The organism is Streptomyces sp. MZ04, assembly GCF_004684775.1.
In the GTDB taxonomy this organism is placed as follows: domain Bacteria; phylum Actinomycetota; class Actinomycetes; order Streptomycetales; family Streptomycetaceae; genus Streptomyces.
Genome location: NZ_SRIC01000078.1, coordinates 12,463 through 29,582 on the forward strand (window position 1 = coordinate 12,463; position 17,120 = coordinate 29,582).

Sequence of the window (17,120 nt, forward strand, 5' to 3'; positions counted from 1 at the left end):
CGGTGCGAGTGCTGTTGAGGACGTTCAGCGAACTGTGCATCACCATCGGCACGTTGATCGTGCTCTTCGTGGTGTACGTCCTGTTCTGGACCGGCGTGAAGGCCGACGACGCCATGGACAGCCAGATCGACAAGCTCCAGGACCAGTGGGCGCAGGGCTCGGTGCCTTCCGGGGCGGACGACAAGCCCGCCGGCGACTCCCAGGGGACCTCTCCGAAGAAGCCCGCCCCCTACGAAGACGGCAAGGCCTTCGCGGTCATGTACATCCCGCGGTTTGGTTTCACGTGGAACAAGCCGGTTCTCCAGGGCACGGGCACCGACATCCTTAAGAAGGGGCTCGGTCACTACGGAGACACCGCTCAGCTCGGCCGGCGGGGCAACTTCTCCGTGGCGGGCCACCGCCGCACCTACGGAGACCCCTTCAAGGACTTCCCGAAGCTGCGCCCGGATGACGCCGTGGTGCTGACCGACGGCACGACCTGGTTCACGTACCGCATCGACAACAAGCCCTACAAGACGCTGCCCGGCGACATCGGTGTCATCGATCCGGTACCGCGTAAATCCGGATTCGACGGGCCGGGCCGTTACCTCACTCTTACGACCTGTGAGCCAGAGTGGGGCCACAGCCACCGGTTGATCGTCTGGGCACACCTTGATGCCACCCAGCCCGTCGAGGCCGGGAAACCGGAGGCACTGCGCCGTTAGTCTGGTGCCGTACGGCTACGGAAGGGACGGCATGTACGGCTGGATCTGGCGGCATCTGCCGGGAAACGCATGGGTAAGGGCACTGCTTTCGCTGGTGCTCGTCTTCGCGGTGGTCTACGTGCTCTTCCAGTACGTCTTTCCGTGGGCCGAACCGCTTCTCCCCTTCAACGACGTGACGGTGAACGGCCAGTGAGCCCGGTGAGCCCAGTGAGCACTCAACAGCGTCCCAGCCGCATCCTCGTGGTCGACAACTACGACAGCTTCGTCTTCAACCTCGTCCAGTACCTGTACCAGCTGGGCGCCGAGTGCGAGGTCCTGCGCAACGACGAGGTCGAGCTGCGGCACGCGCAGGACGGCTTCGACGGCGTCCTGCTCTCGCCGGGTCCTGGCACCCCCGAGCAGGCGGGCGTCTGCGTCGACATGGTGCGGCACTGCGCCGACACCGGTGTGCCCGTCTTCGGCGTCTGCCTCGGCATGCAGTCGATGGCGGTCGCGTACGGCGGAGTCGTGGACCGTGCGCCGGAGTTGCTGCACGGCAAGACGTCCCCGGTCGTGCACGAGGGCAAGGGCGTCTTCGCCGGGCTCCCGTCCCCGTTCACCGCGACCCGCTATCACTCGCTCGCCGCCGAACCGGCCACGGTACCGGCCGAGCTCGAGGTGACCGCGCGCACGGAGGACGGGATCATCATGGGCCTGCGCCACCGTGAACTGCCGGTGGAGGGCGTGCAGTTCCACCCGGAGTCGGTGCTCACCGAGCATGGCCACCTCATGCTGGCCAACTGGCTTGTGGAGTGCGGGGACACCGGGGCTGTCGGCCGGTCGAGCGGGCTTGCCCCGGTGGTGGGCAGGGCCACGGCGTGACCGCGCTGCGCCCCGAGCGCGATTCCTCCGGAGTTCCGTACGACGAGCAGTACGCGTCGTACGGGGAGCAGGGGTCGTTCGAAGAGCCCGGGGCGTTCGCGGCGGCAGTCGACCATCTCGCCGATCCGCTGACGGATCCGCTGCCGGGGCAGCATCCGTCGCCGTGGTTCCGCAGCGGGCAGCCCGCCACGGAGCCGGAGCCCGAGCCGCAGCTGCCGGAGCAGGAGTGGTACGACCCTCAGGGGTACGCCCGTGACTGGTACGGGGCGCAGCAGCCCGCCCAGCAGCCTCAGCAGCCCCGGGAACCGACGTACGAGGAGCTGTACGGCGCGTACGCCCCGCAGCCGCCGGCCGACGACGAGACGGTGGGCCTGCGGACGGCGGACACCCGGCGAATAGTCGAGCCAGAGCCAGAGCCAGAGCCAGAGTCAGAGTCAGAGCTGGCGCCGCAGCCGGAGCAGCCCCCCACGGGAGGCCGTGCAGCCCGCCGCAAGGCCGCCAGGAAAGGCGCCCCTCCGGCGGCCTCCAGGGCAGAGTCCGCCGCCCCCCTCTCCCGCGTCGAGGCCCGTCGCGCCGAGCGCGCCCGGAAGCCCTCCGCGGGCACGGTGATCAGCCGGGGCGTCGGCGAACTCTTCATCACCATCGGCGTCCTGATGCTGCTCTTCGTGACGTACCAGCTGTGGTGGACGAACATCCGCGCCCACCAGCAGGCGAACGGCGCCGCCAACGACCTCCAGGAGGAGTGGGCGAAGGGCAAGGGCAAGCCCGGCGCCTTCGAACCCGGGCAGGGTTTCGCCCTGCTGCACATCCCCCGCCTCGACGTGGTCGTGCCGATCGCCGAGGGCATCGACAAGTCGGGGGTCCTGGACCGAGGCATGGTCGGCCACTACAACGAGGGCGGCACCAAGACCCCGATGCCGGACGCGAAGCAGGGCAACTTCGCGATCGCCGGGCACCGCAACACCCATGGCGAACCGTTCCGCTACATCAATCAGCTCGAACCGGGCGATCCCATCGTCGTGGAGACGCAGGACAAGTACTTCGTCTACAAGATGGCGAGCATCCTGCCGCAGACGAGCCCCGGCAACACGAGTGTGATCGGCCCCGTTCCGCCGGGTTCGGGCTTCACCAAACCCGGCCGGTACATCACACTGACCACCTGTACCCCGGAATTCACGAGTAAGTATCGAATGATCGTCTGGGGCAAGATGGTCGAGGAACGGCCGCGCGGCAAGGGAAAGCCGAGCGCGCTCGTCAACTAGCACGGTGAGAACGGGGCAGATCCAGTGGCAGCGACGACCGACCACGCCGACCACGACGAGGAACAGTCCGAGGAACAGTCCGAGGAACAGGCCGAGACGCCCGCCCCGCGGCCGCGGGGCCGCGGGCCCGTCGCCACGGCGGTCAGCGTCTTCGGTGAACTCCTCATCACCGCCGGCCTGGTGCTCGGCCTCTTCGTCGTCTACTCCCTGTGGTGGACCAACGTCGTCGCCGACCGCGAGGCGCACAAGCAGGGCGACCGGGTCCGCGACCGCTGGGCGGGCGGCCCGGGTGACCTGAACACCAAGGACGGCATCGGCTTCCTCCACGTACCCGCGATGGGCGGCGGCGAGGTGCTGGTCAAGGAGGGCACGAGCAACAAGGTCCTCAACGACGGCGTCGCCGGCTACTACAAGGACCCGATCAAGTCGGCCCTCCCTCAGGACAAGGAGGGCAACTTCACGCTGGCCGCGCACCGCGACGGGCACGGCGCGAAGTTTCACAAGATCGACAAGATCAAGAAGGGCGACGCGATCGTCTTCGAGTCCCGGGACAAGTGGTACGTCTACAAGGTCTACTCGACCCTCCCGGAGACCTCGAAGTACAACGTGAAGGTCCTGAACCCGGTCCCCAAGGAATCGGGCACGAAGAAGCCGGGCCGCTACATCACCCTGACGACGTGCACGCCGGTCTACACCTCCAACTACCGCTACATCGTGTGGGGCGAGCTGGAGCGCGTGGAGAAGGTCGACAACAAGCGGACGCCGCCGGCTGAGCTTGCCGACTGACCCCGAGCACGACAGAGCCCCGGTCACCGCTGGCGAGCGGTGACCGGGGCTCTTCTCGTGTACTGCGGAGGGGTCAGTCCCTTCCGCTGCGGAAGCCCGTGCCGCCTCCGAAGAAGGTGCCACCGTCCCCGCCGTTGCCTCCGCCGTTGCCCTGGTCGCCGCCCGCGGTGGTCAGGTTGATCGCCGTGCCCGGCGCGACCTGCTCGTTGGCGCCGGGCTGGGAGAGGACCACGAGGGCATCGTCTTCCTGCGGGCCGGTGATGGTGCCGACGGTCAGATCGGCGTCCTCGATGGCCTTGCGGGCGTCCTTGAGCTTCTGGCCGGTGAGGGCGGGCACGGTGGCCTGCTCGGCGGCCTTGGCTACCTGGATGGTGACCGTCGAGCCGTCGTCGACCTTCGTGCCGGCCGCCGGGGAGGTCTGGATGACCTTGCCCTCCTCGACGCTGTCGCTGGCGACGTCCTCACGCTTGGGGGTGAGACCGTTGTCCGTGATCTGCTTCGCGGCGGCTTCGTAGTCGAGACCGGTGACGTCCGGGACCGGGATCTGCGTCTTCGCCTTGGCGACCTCAAGGGTGATCGTGCTGCCCTTTTGCACCTCGCTACCGGAGACCGGGTCCGAACTGAGGACCTCGCCCACGGGCTGAGGCGACTCCACCCGCTTCGGCACGACCGTGAACTGGTACTTGTCGCCCTCGAGCTCGTCAGTGGCGTCCTCGATGTTGTCGCCGATGACGTTCGGTACCGCCACCTTCGGCGCACCCGTGGAGACCGTCACATTGACGGTGTCGCCCTTGGTGACCGTGGCGTTGGCGCCCGGGTCCTGGGCGCAGATCTCGCCCTTCGGGTACTTCTCGCAGGGCTTGCGCTCCGAGACCGCGATCTCCAGGTCGACGTTCTCCGCCTGCGTCTTCGCGTCCGCGAGCTTCTCGCCCACAAAGTTAGGCGCCTTGATCGAGTCGCTGCCCCCACCACCCCCGGTGAACGCCCACTTCCCGATCAGGATCGCGCCGACAAGCACCAGCAACCCCGCCAGCACCAGCAGCACCGTAGAAGTGCTGCTCTTCTTCTGGCGGCGGCGTGAATGATCGTCGTAGCCGTCGTCCGGGCCGACCGGCGGCATCATCGACGTCTGGGCGCCGCCGGGCTGCGGGCGGAGCATCGCCGTCTGCTGGTCGTCCGGGTGGCCGCCGTAGCCGACCGCGCCCATGGCGGCGGTGGCCTGGACGGGCTGGCCGTCGAGGCAGGCCTCGATGTCGGCGCGCATCTCGTCGGCCGACTGGTAGCGGTAGTCCGGGTCCTTGGTGAGGGCCTTCAGGACGATGGCGTCCATCTCGGGCGTGATCTCGCCGTCGAAGACGCTCGGGGCCTGGGGCTCCTCGCGTACGTGCTGGTAGGCCACCGCTACGGGGGAGTCGCCCACGAAGGGCGGGCGGACCGTCAGGAGCTCGTACAGCAGGCAGCCCGTGGAGTAGAGGTCCGAGCGGGCGTCGACCTGCTCGCCCTTCGCCTGCTCCGGCGAGAGGTACTGCGCCGTGCCGATGACCGCGGCTGTCTGCGTCATCGTCATCCCGGAGTCGCCCATGGCGCGGGCGATGCCGAAGTCCATGACCTTGACCTGGCCGTTGCGCGTCAGCATGACGTTCGCGGGCTTGATGTCGCGGTGGACGATCTGGTTGCGGTGCGAGTACTCCAGGGCCTGGAGGATGCCGATCGTCATCTCCATGGCGCGCTCGGGCAGCAGCTTGCGCCCGGAGTGCAGGAGCTCCCGCAGGGTGGAGCCGTCGACGTACTCCATCACGATGTACGGGATGGAGACCCCGTCCACGTAGTCCTCGCCGGTGTCGTAGACCGCGACGATCGCAGGATGGTTGAGCGAGGCGGCCGACTGGGCCTCGCGGCGGAACCGGGCCTGGAATGACGGGTCGCGCGCGAGGTCAACGCGCAGCGTCTTCACCGCCACGGTGCGTCCGAGGCGGGTGTCGTGCGCGAGGTAAACCTCCGCCATCCCGCCTCGGCCGAGCACCTGGCCCAGCTCGTACCGCCCGCCGAGGCGACGCGGCTCTTCCATAGCTAATCCAGCCCTCTCCGTCAGTCCCGACCGCACCCTTGTGTGGTCCGGCGGTGTGCTGTCCGGGCATACCGTACCCGGCTCGCCCTACGTGACCCGGCCGCGACCGTCACCCGATACAGGACCGGTATCGCAACGTGCACTGATGTGAAGAGGCCGTGACGGGGGTCACTTCTTGCTGTCGAGAACCGCCTGCATCACGTCCCTGGCGATCGGGGCGGCGAGACCACCACCGGAGATGTCGTCACGGCTGGCGGCGCTGTCCTCGACCACCACGGCGACGGCCACCGGCGAACCGGAGTCGGTCTTCGCGTAGCTGATGAACCACGCGTAGGGGTTCTTGCTGTTGTTCAGGCCGTGCTGTGCCGTACCGGTCTTGCCGCCGACGGTGACGCCGTCGATCTTGGCGTTCCGGCCGGTGCCGTCGTTCACGACCGTCTGCATCATGTCCTGGAGCTTCTGCGCGTTCTCCTCGGAGAGCGGCCGGCTCATCTCCTTGGGCGCGTGCTTCTCGATCACGTCCAGGTTCGGCGCCTGCAGCTCGCTGACCATGTACGGCTCCATGAGCGTGCCGTCGTTGGCGATCGCGGAGGCGACCATGGCCATCTGCAGCGGCGTCGCGGCCGTCTCGAACTGGCCGATGGAGGAGAGCGCGGTCTGCGGCTTGTCCATCTTCTCGGGGAAGACGGAGGCGTTCGAGCGGACCGGGATGAACTGCTCGGAGTTGAAGCCGAACTTCTCGGCCGTCTCCAGCATGTCGTCCTTGCCGAGGTCCGAGCCGATCTTGCCGAAGACGGTGTTGCAGGACACCCGCAGCGCCTCACGCAGCGAGGCGTTCTTGCAGGGGATGTCGCCCTCGTTCTTCAGCTCGGTCTGGGTGTCGGGCATCGTCCAGGGCAGCGGGGACTTGGTGGGAGCGTCGATGTCGTCGTACAGACCGTGCTCCAGGGCGGCGGCCGCAGTGACCGCCTTGAAGGTGGAGCCGGGCGGGTACGTCTCGCGCAGCGCGCGGTTGAGCATCGGCTGGTCTTTGTCCTTGTCCAGCTTCCCGAAGACCTCGGCTTCCTTGTTCGTGTTGCCCGCGAAGTCCGACGGGTCGTACGAAGGAGCGGAGGCCAGCGCCAGGATCGCGCCGGTGGAGGGGTCGATCGCGGCGACCGCGCCCTTGCCGCGGCCCTTGAGACCTTCGTACGCGGCCTTCTGCGCGGCGGCGTTGAGGGTCGTGACGGCGTTGCCGCCCTCCTTCTTCTTGCCCGTGATCATGTCCAGGCTGCGGGTGAAGAAGAGCCGGTCGTCGTTGCCGGTGAGGATGCCGTCCTCGAGGCTCTCGATCTGCGTGGCGCCGATGCGCTGCGAGGCGAAGCCGGTGACGGGGGACCACATGGGCCCGTTCTTGTACGTCCGCTGGTACTTGAAGTCGCCGCTGTCGCCCTCTTTGGAGCCGGTGATGGCCTTGCCGTCGACGATGATGTCGCCGCGCGGCTGGGCGTACCGCTGAATGGAGACGCGGCGGTTCTTGTCGTGCTCGGCCAGGGTGTCGGCCTGCACGTACTGGAGCCAGTTGTCCCGGGCGAGCAGGGCGAGGATGAGGAGCCCGCAGAAGATCGCGATCCGGCGCAGGGGCTTGTTCACGGTCGGACCACCTGCGTCATCTCGGCGTCGGGGTTGGGGGCGGGCGCAGGCGCGGGGCGGCGTGCGGTGTCGCTGATACGGATGAGGATGCCGACCAGGGCCCAGTTGGCGATCACGGAGGAACCGCCGTTCGCGATGAACGGCATGGTCATACCGGTCAGCGGGATCAGGCCCATGACGCCGCCGGAGACGACGAACACCTGGATGGCGAAGGCGCCGGACAGGCCGATCGCGAGGAGCTTGCCGAACGGGTCGCGGGCGGCGAGCGCCGTGCGCACACCGCGCTCCACGATCAGCCCGTAGATCAGCAGGATCGCCATGACGCCGGCGAGGCCCAGCTCCTCGCCGAAGGTGGCGAGGATGAAGTCGGAGTTGGCGGCGAAGCCGATCAGGTCGGAGTGACCCTGGCCGAGGCCGGTGCCGAGCACGCCGCCGGAGCCGAACGCCATCAGGGACTGGGCGATCTGGTCGCTGCCCGTGGAGGCGATGACGGCGTCGGAGAACGGGTTCAGCCAGGCGTCGACGCGCTCCTGCACGTGCGGCTCGAAGGTGGCCACACCCACGGCGCCGACCGAGGACATCAGTAGACCGAACACGATCCAGCTGGTGCGCTCCGTGGCGACGTACAGCATCACGACGAACATGCCGAAGAACAGGAGCGACGTACCGAGGTCGGTCTCGAAGACCAGGATCAGGATGGACATCGCCCAGACGACGATGATCGGACCGAGGTCACGGCCGCGCGGCAGGTAGATGCCCATGAAGCGGCGGCTTGCCAGGGCCAGCGCGTCGCGTTTCACCATGAGATAGCCCGCGAAGAAGACCGCGATGACGATCTTCGCGAACTCACCGGGCTGGATGGAGAATCCGGCGACGCTGATCCAGATCCTGGCGCCGAAGACGTTCATGCCGAGGCCCGGCACGAGCGGCAGGAGCAGCAGGGCGAGCGCCACGACCATGGAGATGTACGTGTAGCGCTGCAGGACGCGGTGGTCCTTGAGCAGCAGCAGTACGGCCACGAAGAGCGCGATGCCGATCGCGGAGTACATCAGCTGCTTGGGCGCCGAGGCGCTGAAGGAGCCGGTGGCGGTCTTGGCCAGGCTCTGCAGCTTCTCCGACTGGTCGAGGCGCCAGATGACCACCAGACCGAGGCCGTTGAGCAGCGTCGAGAGCGGCAGCAGCAGCGGGTCCGCGTACGGGGCGAACCTGCGCACCACGATGTGGCCGACGGATGCGAGCAGTCCGAGACCGCAGCCGTAGCCGAGCATGCCGGAGGGCAGTTCGCCGTCGATCGCGAGGCCTACGTTGATGTAGGCGAACAGCGGGATGACGACGGCGAACGCGAGGAGCGCGAGCTCGGTGTTGCGCCTGCTCGGCGCACCGATCGCGCCGATGGTCGACGTGTGTGTAGTGCTACTGCTCATGGTGTGCAAAGGCCCCCAACGGCTGCTTACTGCTTACCGCACAGCGGGACCAGCTTCTTCTCTTCCTCGGAGAGGCTGGGGCCGGGTGTGGGAGTCGGTGCGGTCTTGGACTTGTTCTTGTCGGTGGTGCTGTTCTTGTCGTTCGTGTCGCTTGTGCCGTTCTTGTCCGCCGGGTCGGTCGGGTCGTCGGTGGGGGCCTTGGCGGCCAGACCGGTCGTGCCGCCTGCCTCGCCCTCGCCGGGCTTGGCGTTCTCCCGCTCTGCCTCGCGGCGCTGCGCGTCCTTCTCGCACGCGGAGGCCTGCAGGCCAAGCTCCTCGATCTTGCTCTGGGCGTCGTCGAGGTTGCCCTCGGCGATGGTCGCCTCGACCTGCTTGCGCTGGTACGGCGGCAGGTACTTGAGTTCGATCTCGGGGTGGTCCTTCTCCACCTTGGACAGGCTGACCCAGGCAAGGTCCTGGTCGATGCCTCGGTAGAGCGCGACGTGCTTGTCCTTGGTGCCTACGTAGTACTGCGTCTGCGTCCATCGGTAGCCTCCGTAGAGGCCGCCTCCGATGACCGCGAGGGCCAGCACTGTGTAGAGGGATCTCTTGAGCCACTTGCGGCCGCCGCCGGGCTTCACGAAGTCCTCGTCGCTGAACGCGCCGAAGTTCCCTTCGGGAACGTATCCCGTCGTGTCACCGCTCCCGGGCGGCCCGAAGCCGCCTCCGGAGGGCTGCGGCGGCACCGGCCGGCCGAGGCCGGACGCGCGGCCCGCGGGGGTCTGCATGGCGCCGTCGTCCTGCGCCTGGAGCTGGTTCTCGGCGACCGCGCCGACGACCACGGGGGTGTCGGACAGCTGGCCCGCGAGGGTGTCGCCGCTGTCGATGTCCAGGACATCGGCGACGATCACCGTGATGTTGTCGGGGCCGCCGCCGCGCAGTGCGAGCTGGATCAGCTCCTGCACGGTCTCCTGGGGGCCCTGGTAGCTCGCGAGGGTGTCTTCCATCGTCTGGTGCGAGACCACACCGGAGAGACCGTCGGAGCAGATCAAGTAGCGGTCGCCGGCGCGGACTTCACGGATGGAGAGGTCCGGTTCGACGTGCTCACCACTGCCCAGCGCGCGCATCAGCAAGGAGCGCTGCGGGTGGGTGGTGGCTTCTTCCTCGGTGATCCGCCCCTCGTCGACGAGGCGCTGCACCCAGGTGTGGTCCTGGGTGATCTGCGTGAGGACACCGTCCCGCAGCAGATACGCGCGTGAGTCGCCGACGTGTACGAGGCCCAGGCGCTGCCCCGTCCACAGGAGGGCGGTCAGGGTCGTCCCCATGCCCTCGAGCTGGGGGTCCTCCTCGACCATCAGGCGCAACTGGTCGTTGGCGCGCTGCACGGCCGTGCCGAGCGACGTCAGGATGTCCGATCCCGGTACGTCGTCGTCGAGGGTGACGAGCGTCGAGATCACCTCGGAGCTCGCCACCTCGCCCGCGGCCTGGCCCCCCATGCCGTCGGCGATCGCGAGGAGACGCGGACCGGCGTAACCGGAGTCCTCGTTCCCCTCCCGGATCATGCCTTTGTGCGATCCGGCGGCGAAGCGCAAAGACAGACTCATGCGCACCTCGCCCGTCGGCTCCGGGTACATCCGCACGGTGCCCACCCTCCGGTCGGGAGCGCGCTGGCGTCCAGTGTGTGGACCGCGTCGGCTCGCTCGCTCCGCTCGCTCATTGTCGTACTACTTCCGCAGCTCGATGACGGTCTTGCCGATGCGGATCGGCGCGCCCAGCGGAACGGGCGTCGGGGTGGTGAGTCGGGTCCGGTCGAGATACGTGCCGTTGGTGGACCCGAGATCCTCGACGATCCACTGGCCGTCACGGTCCGGGTAGATCCTGGCATGCCTGCTGGAGGCGTAGTCGTCGTCCAGGACGATCGTCGAATCGTGCGCCCGGCCCAGCGAGATCGTCTGGCCCTGCAGGGCGACCGTCGTGCCCGCGAGGATGCCTTCGGAGACGACCAGCTTGCTGGGAGCGCCACGGCGCTGCCTGCCACCGCCCTGCTGCTGGCGCTGGGCAGGCGGCGCGGCCTGCTGTTGCTGGCGGGCGGCCTGCTGCGGTCGCGCGTTCTCACGGCGCGAGCCGCGCTGTGTGACACGCGTACCGAACAGGTCGCTGCGGATGACCTGGACGGCCACGATCACGAACAGCCACAGAACGGCTAGGAAACCCAACCGCATGACCGTCAGGGTCAGCTCTGACATTGCCCCCGCTTCACCCTTCGGCTTGCCGGTAAACGATGGTGGTTTGGCCCACGACGATCCGCGAGCCGTCGCGGAGCGTAGCGCGGGTGGTGTGCTGCCCGTCTACCACGATGCCGTTGGTAGACCCGAGATCCGCGATCGTCGAGGGCGTTCCGGTCCGGATCTCACAGTGCCGGCGCGATACGCCGGGGTCGTCGATCCGCACATCGGCGTCGGTGCTGCGACCCAGCACCAGCGTCGGGCGGGAGATCTGATGGCGGTTGCCGTTGATCTCGATCCAGCGCCGCACCTGCGCACCCGGAAGTGGCCCGGCGCCGGGCCCCTGGGGGCGGTTCGGCACCGGTGCGGGCGCGGGCCCGCCGGGACGGCCGCCTGGGGGCGGCGCCGCCGGCATGGGGGGAGCGCTCGAGGGCTGCTGCGGGTAGCCGTAGCCACCGCCCGCGGGGGGTCTGCGGTCCGCGGGGCCTGGGCCTGTGGGCGCTGCCGGTGCTGCGGGGGCGCGCTCGGGACTCTGCGACGTGCTGGACGCGAGTGTGCGGCTGCGCACCCGGTACAGACCCGTGTCGAGGTCGTCCGCCTTCTCCAGGTGGACCTTGATGGGGCCCATGAAGCTGTAACGCTGCTGCTTGGCGTACTCGCGCACCATCCCGGAGAGCTCGTCGCCGAGCTGCCCCGAGTAGGGGCTCAGGCGCTCGAAGTCGGGCGCGCTGAGCTCCACGATGAAGTCATTGGGGACGACCGTCCGATCGCGGTTCCAGATCGTCGCGTTGTTGTCGCACTCGCGCTGCAGGGCGCCGGCGATCTCGACGGGCTGGACCTCGGACTTGAACACCTTGGCGAAGGTGCCGTTGACCAGACCTTCGAGTCGCTGCTCGAACTTCTTCATGACTCCCATGGGGCACCTCCTCCGTCGTAGTCATCCTGGTACTGCTTACTGATCGTATCCACGCGCCGGGAAATCGGCTGGTTCCCCCTGTCCGCCCAGTCGACGAGTGTCGCCTCTCACAAGGCATGCCCGCATCAGCGTTCCGCGATCCTTCCGGACTCCTCTGCCAGGGATCGTAGAGGGGGCCTCAAACCAGTGTCCCGCACCCGGCTGCGGACCATTGCCGGGTCCGGCCGAAGCCGGACAGCCGGGCCTCGATCCGCCCGGACCACCTGGGCAGGTGCCCCCGAATACGGATGTGAATCCACCCTCGGCAGCGTGCTAATCTTCTGGATGTCGGCAGGCGCTCGCACCGCAAGTGAGAGACCCAAGGACAAACACCCATGCGCGGGTGGCGGAATAGGCAGACGCGCTGGATTCAGGTTCCAGTGCCCGAAAGGGCGTGGGGGTTCAACTCCCCCCTCGCGCACCATGTGGAGCGGGTCTCCATCAGGATGAAAGTCCTGGTGGGGGCCCGCTTCTCGTTGTTACGGGCGGGCTGTTGCCCGGATGTTGACGTGGCAGGGCCCCGGCGGTGAGCTATCTCACGGTCGGGGCCCCGCTGCTGTGAGGAGCCTCTGTGACGCATCGCGCGGGAGGTGGCCGGCCGTGGGTTATCCACAGGCTCTGACGCCGATCCGCGCCCGGCGGTACCGTCTTGGCCAGGTGCTGTCCGTGGGGGCGACGCCTGGACAGGGCATGCGGGGGCGAGGCAATGACGATGGTCGTGGCGGAGACCGGCGGGACGCGGTCCGGCGAAGTGCGGTCGGCCGGGGCGAGGCTGCGGCAGGTGGACGGCTTCGCCCGGTGGCCGTCCCCGGCCTCGCCCAAGAAGGAGGGCAAGGCGCTGCGGGAGCGGGTGAGCCGCGCCTCGCACGAGCGGTTCGCCGAGGACGACGGGCGGCCCGACCCGGTCGCCGCCGTCGAGGAGTCCAACCGCAGCAGGCTGCCCGAGCTGACGCCCATCCGGATCGGCAGGATGGCCGCGACGCCCTTCGCCTTCCTGCGCGGGTCCGCCGGACTCATGGCGTACGACCTTGCGCGCACCCCAGCGACCGGGATCGGCGCCCAGATATGCGGTGACGCGCACGCGGCGAACTTCGGCCTGTACGCGGACGCGCGCGGCGGCCTGGTCATCGACCTGAACGACTTCGACGAGACGGTGCACGGCCCCTGGGAGTGGGACGTCAAGCGGCTCGCCGCCTCGCTGGTGCTCGCGGGGCGTGAGGCGGGGGCGAGCGAGGACGCCTGCCAGGAGGCGGCCTTCGACGCGGTGGGGGCCTATCGCCGCACGATGCGGCTGCTCGCCAAGCTCCCGTCGCTCGACGCGTGGAACGCCATAGCGGACGAGGAGCTCGTCTCGCACACGGACGCCCGGGACCTGGTCGGCACCCTGGAGCGGGTCTCCGCGAAGGCCCGGCAGAACACGAGCGCCAGGTTCGCCGCGAAGTCGACGGAGCGGTTCGGGGGCGACGACGGCATTCCCGAGGGGCTGCGCTTCGTCGACGCCCCTCCGGTGCTGCGGCGGATACCGGACGTGGAGGCCGCCGAAGTGACGTCGGCGCTCGGCGCGTATCTGGGCACGCTGGCCGAGGACCGGCTGCCGTTGCTCGCTCGGTACGCGATCCAGGACGTGGCGTTCCGTGTCGTGGGCACGGGCAGCGTCGGCCTGCGGTCGTATGTGGTGCTGCTGCTCGACCACCGGGGCGAGCCGCTGGTGCTCCAGGTCAAGGAGGCGCGGCCCTCCGTGTTGCTCCCGCATCTTCCGGTGGCGGGCTTCGAGGTGCCCGAGGTCGCGCACGAGGGGCGCAGGGTGGTGCTCGGGCAGAAGCGGATGCAGGTGGTCAGCGACTTCCTGCTTGGCTGGACGACCGTGTCCGGACGGCCTTTCCAGGTACGGCAGTTCAGGAACCGCAAGGGCAGCGTGGACCCCGCGGAGCTCGCGGCCGACCAGCTGGACGACTACGGCCGGATGACCGGGGCCCTGCTGGCCCGCGCCCACGCGCACAGCGCCGATCCGCGGCTGATCGCGGGGTACGTCGGCAAGGGCGACGAGCTGGACGAGGCGGTGGCGCGGTTCGCGGTGGCGTACGCGGACCGGACGGAGGCGGATCACGCGGAACTGGTGCGTGCGGTCAAGGAGGGGCGTGTGGTCGCGGAGTCGGGGGTGTGATCCCGGGCGTGACGGGTGCGGAGGGATGTGGAGGGACGTGGAGGGACGTGGAGGGGCGCGGAGGGATGCGGCCCGTGGCAGCTCGGGCGGTTCCCCGGTGACCTAGGCTGGACGGGTGACGACCCCGGAAGCCGAGCCGACGCAGCCTGAGACACCTGATCCCGAGTCCGCCGACGCCGACCGCGGAGCTCCTGAGGGGGCTTCTGGCGGGGAGCCGGGGCAAGGGGCCGGTGGGCGTCCCGAGGACCGGCTCGAGAAGGCTGTCCGGGTCGCCGAGCAGGCGCTGATCGAGTACGAGATCGCCGTCGAGACGTTCCGGGTCGAGGTGGAGAACTTCTCCCGGCTGCACCACCAGAAGCTCGGCCCGATGTACGCGCGCCTGGACGAACTGGACGCGGAGATCGCCGAGGCCAAGGCGGCCCGCAGCGGTGACCCGGAGGACCGGCGCAAGGCGGACGAGGCGCGGGCGCGGGTCATGCCGATGCCGGGCGTCGAGGAGCTGTTCCACGGCTGGATGGACGGTGACGGGCTCTACCCGGAGGCCGCCGCGATGCTGACCGATCAGTCGGTGCGGCCCCCGCAGCGGGTGCGGCCGAGCGACGAGGCCCGCAAGCTCTTCCGTGACTTGGTCCGCAAGGCCCACCCCGACCTGGCGCAGGACGACCAGGAGCGCGGCCGCCGCGACGAGTTCATCACGCGGGTCAACGCCGCCTACGCCCGTGGGGACGAGCCCCTGCTGCGCGAGCTGTCCGAGGAGTGGGCCGCGGGGCCGGTGCCCGAGGCACAGCGGCCGAGCCGCAGCGAGGAGCTCTACGCCCGCCTCGAGTGGCTCGCCCGGCGCAAGGAGCTGCTCTCCGTGGTCGCCCGCGAGCTGGAGGAGGGCGCGATCGGCTCGATGCTGCGGATGGCGCCGGACGACCCGGACACGCTGCTCGAAGAGATCGCCGAGCAGTTGCTCGCGCAGGTCGCCGAGCGCGAGGCGGAGCTGGAGCGGCTCACCGCCTAGGCGGTTGACCGTGCGGGGCTCCGACTGCGCGGGGCTTCGGGTAGCGTCGGGGACATGGTTTTCGGTTCTCAGGTGCCCACCGTCGTCGTCGACGATCTCGCGAGCGGTGACTTTCTGCTGGATGTCCGTGAGGACGAGGAGTGGCAGGCGGGTCACGCCGCCGGCGCGCTGCACGTCCCGATGAGCGACTTCGTCGCCCGCTACGGCGAGCTGACCGAGGCCGCGCCGCAGGACGGCACGGTCAATGTCATCTGCCGGTCCGGCGGACGCTCGGCGCAGGTCGCCATGTACCTCATCCAGCAGGGGATCGACGCGGTGAACGTCGACGGTGGCATGCAGGTCTGGGAGGCCTCGGGCCGGCCCGTCGTCGACGAGAAGGGCCAGCCGGGCACCGTGATCTAGTTCTGCGGCCGGTCCCTCATCGATCTAGTTCTGCGGCCGGCCCCTCATCTTCTCCGGCCGCCGCTTCAGCCGAGGGGGTGGGCGGCCAGCAGGTCACCCAACGCCTCCTCGTGCGCCGCGGCCGGGCCGAGGGACAGCTCCAGCTGCTTGGCCCAGGCGTGGTAGCGGTGCAGCGGGTAGTCGGTGTCGGAGCCGAAGCCGCCGTGCAGATGCTGCGCCGTCTGCACCACCCTCCGTACGCCGTCGGAGGCCCAGATCTTCGCGACGGACACGTCTCCCGTGGCGGGCAGGGCACCGCTCGCGCCGGTGCTGATGCGCCAGGCGGCCTGCCAGAGGGTGACCTCCATCGCGCGCAGGTCGATGTAGCGGTCGGCCGCCTGCACCGCCACGGCCTGGAAGGTGGCGACGGGGAACCCGAACTGCTCCCGCTTGCTGGTGTATTCGCCGGTCATCCGCAGCACGCCTTCGCCGAGGCCGAGGGCCAGCGCGCAGGTGCCGGTGGCGAGCAGATCGCGCAGCCCGTCCCAGGCCCCGTCGGCCTCGATGACGTCGGCGGCGCCGATTCGTACGGAGTCCAGGCGCAGTTCGCCGAGCCGCTCCCCGTTCGTGGAGACCTGCTCGCCGAGGGTGAGGCCCTCGCGTACGCGCGGGATCAGGGCGAGCAGGGACCGGCCGGCGGTCGTGTGGGCGGGCACCACGACGATGTCTGCGTTCTGCGCCCAGGGCACGGCCGTCTGGACTCCGTCGAGCAGCCAGGCCTCGCCGTCCCGCCGTGCGGTGACGGCGAGTTCGGCGGGGTCGTGCCCCGTGCGGCCGCTCGCCGCGACCGTCAGGACCAGCTCACCGCGGGCTGCCCGGGACAGGACGCGCCGCTTCAACTCCTCGCCGCCATGGGTCTGTACGGCGTAGGCGGCCGCGCTGCTCTCCAGGAGCGGGACGCGGGCGAGCACCTTCGCCGACTCGCGCAGGACCAGGCAGAGGGCGATCGCGTCCAGGCCCGCACCGTCGTACTCGGGGTCGAGGAGCAGGCTCAGCAGGTCGGCGTCGGCGAGCTTGGCCCACAGCGCGCGGTCGAAGTCCTCGGCGACGGCCCCCGGAGTGAGGGCGGGACTGGGCACTCCGTCCGGTGCGACGGAGGCGAAGACCGCCTTCGCCGCCTCGACGGCCGCCTGCTGTTCCTCGGTGAAGGTGAAGTCCACTGCTTGTCCCTCCGCGCACCGGCCGACCGACGTGCCGTCGTTTCTGACGGGCCGTCAAGATAGAACAGGTTCTACGGGAAGGGAACAGCGACGGACCACTCCGGGGCGCCCGACCGCTCGGCGGGGCGGACGGCGGGCCGGACCACTCAGCGGTCGAAGTCCAGCTCCACCGTGTCCGTGGCGGGATGCGACTGGCAGGCCAGCACATAGCCGGCGTCGGTCTCCTCGGGCTCCAGCGCGAAGTTGCGGTCCATCCGCACCTCACCCGAGACCCGGAAGGCCCTGCAGGTCCCGCACACGCCGCCCTTGCAGGCGTACGGCGCGTCCGCGCGGTTGCGCAGCACGGTGTCGAGCAGGGACTCCCCGTCCCGCACCGGCCAGGTGCCGGAGCGTCCGTCGAGGGTGACCGTCACGGTGCTGTGCGCGGGGGCCGTGGCGGTCACCCTCGACGGA

At 69.4% G+C, this 17,120-nt stretch carries 16 protein-coding genes and 1 tRNA gene; 9 read left to right on the forward strand and 8 right to left on the reverse strand.

The features are described from left to right. Positions 1-2 precede the first annotated feature (2 nt). The 5 genes from E2651_RS18345 to E2651_RS18365 are packed head-to-tail and all read left to right on the forward strand — an operon-like array spanning position 3 to position 3,613. Entirely contained in the window at positions 3-704 is a 702-nt protein-coding gene (locus tag E2651_RS18345) for a class E sortase (RefSeq protein ID WP_135332259.1), read from the forward strand. Further along, entirely contained in the window at positions 655-897 is a 243-nt protein-coding gene (locus E2651_RS18350; RefSeq protein ID WP_135332244.1) for a hypothetical protein, read from the forward strand. The genes E2651_RS18345 and E2651_RS18350 overlap by 50 nt, the downstream gene beginning before the upstream one ends. Before the next feature lie 14 nt (positions 898-911). Beyond that, positions 912-1,565 (forward strand): aminodeoxychorismate/anthranilate synthase component II, encoded by a 654-nt coding sequence (locus E2651_RS18355; protein WP_135332245.1) that lies wholly within the window; start codon positions 912-914, stop codon positions 1,563-1,565. After that, a complete protein-coding gene (locus E2651_RS18360; protein WP_135332246.1) occupies positions 1,562-2,827 on the forward strand; it encodes a class E sortase in 1,266 nt (421 codons plus the stop codon). The genes E2651_RS18355 and E2651_RS18360 overlap by 4 nt, the downstream gene beginning before the upstream one ends. Positions 2,828-2,851: 24 nt before the next feature. After that, on the forward strand, positions 2,852-3,613 hold the full coding sequence (locus E2651_RS18365; RefSeq protein ID WP_135332247.1) for a class E sortase: 762 nt from the start codon (positions 2,852-2,854) through the stop codon (positions 3,611-3,613). Positions 3,614-3,686: 73 nt separating this feature from the next. On the opposite strand, the gene pknB is transcribed toward E2651_RS18365, so the two are convergent. From pknB to E2651_RS18400, 6 genes are all read right to left on the reverse strand, one after another. Continuing rightward, a complete protein-coding gene (gene pknB, locus E2651_RS18370) occupies positions 3,687-5,681 on the reverse strand; it encodes a Stk1 family PASTA domain-containing Ser/Thr kinase (RefSeq protein ID WP_135332248.1) in 1,995 nt (664 codons plus the stop codon). A gap of 168 nt (positions 5,682-5,849) precedes the next feature. Next, complete coding sequence (locus tag E2651_RS18380; protein ID WP_135332249.1) at positions 5,850-7,313, reverse strand: penicillin-binding protein 2; 1,464 nt, start codon at positions 7,311-7,313, stop codon at positions 5,850-5,852. Then, positions 7,310-8,737: an FtsW/RodA/SpoVE family cell cycle protein gene (locus E2651_RS18385; protein ID WP_135332250.1), complete on the reverse strand. Its 1,428-nt coding sequence runs from the start codon at positions 8,735-8,737 to the stop codon at positions 7,310-7,312. The genes E2651_RS18380 and E2651_RS18385 overlap by 4 nt, the downstream gene beginning before the upstream one ends. A 26-nt stretch (positions 8,738-8,763) precedes the next feature. Further along, positions 8,764-10,320: a Stp1/IreP family PP2C-type Ser/Thr phosphatase gene (locus E2651_RS18390; RefSeq protein ID WP_245238970.1), complete on the reverse strand. Its 1,557-nt coding sequence runs from the start codon at positions 10,318-10,320 to the stop codon at positions 8,764-8,766. A gap of 120 nt (positions 10,321-10,440) precedes the next feature. Continuing rightward, complete coding sequence (locus E2651_RS18395; RefSeq protein WP_135332252.1) at positions 10,441-10,962, reverse strand: FHA domain-containing protein; 522 nt, start codon at positions 10,960-10,962, stop codon at positions 10,441-10,443. 10 nt (positions 10,963-10,972) lie between these two features. Then, on the reverse strand, positions 10,973-11,857 hold the full coding sequence (locus E2651_RS18400; protein WP_135332253.1) for a DUF3662 and FHA domain-containing protein: 885 nt from the start codon (positions 11,855-11,857) through the stop codon (positions 10,973-10,975). 376 nt (positions 11,858-12,233) lie between these two features. Between E2651_RS18400 and E2651_RS18405 the strand changes: the two genes are divergently transcribed. From E2651_RS18405 to E2651_RS18420, 4 genes are all read left to right on the forward strand, one after another. After that, positions 12,234-12,320, forward strand: a tRNA-Leu gene (locus E2651_RS18405). Between the two features lie 288 nt (positions 12,321-12,608). Continuing rightward, positions 12,609-14,060 carry a DUF2252 domain-containing protein gene (locus E2651_RS18410; protein ID WP_167828824.1) on the forward strand — a complete coding sequence of 484 codons (1,452 nt, stop codon included), beginning with the start codon at positions 12,609-12,611 and terminating at the stop codon, positions 14,058-14,060. 115 nt (positions 14,061-14,175) lie between these two features. Next, positions 14,176-15,066: a hypothetical protein gene (locus tag E2651_RS18415; RefSeq protein ID WP_135332255.1), complete on the forward strand. Its 891-nt coding sequence runs from the start codon at positions 14,176-14,178 to the stop codon at positions 15,064-15,066. Positions 15,067-15,138: 72 nt separating this feature from the next. Further along, positions 15,139-15,468, forward strand: coding sequence for a rhodanese-like domain-containing protein (locus tag E2651_RS18420; RefSeq protein WP_209446182.1), 330 nt, complete (start codon positions 15,139-15,141; stop codon positions 15,466-15,468). Positions 15,469-15,533: 65 nt separating this feature from the next. Here E2651_RS18420 and E2651_RS18425 read toward each other — a convergent pair whose 3' ends face one another. After that, positions 15,534-16,667: an acyl-CoA dehydrogenase family protein gene (locus E2651_RS18425; protein WP_135332257.1), complete on the reverse strand. Its 1,134-nt coding sequence runs from the start codon at positions 16,665-16,667 to the stop codon at positions 15,534-15,536. A 146-nt stretch (positions 16,668-16,813) separates the two neighbouring features. Beyond that, on the reverse strand, positions 16,814-17,120 hold a 307-nt coding region (locus E2651_RS18430; RefSeq protein WP_135332258.1), incomplete at its 5' end, for a 2Fe-2S iron-sulfur cluster-binding protein.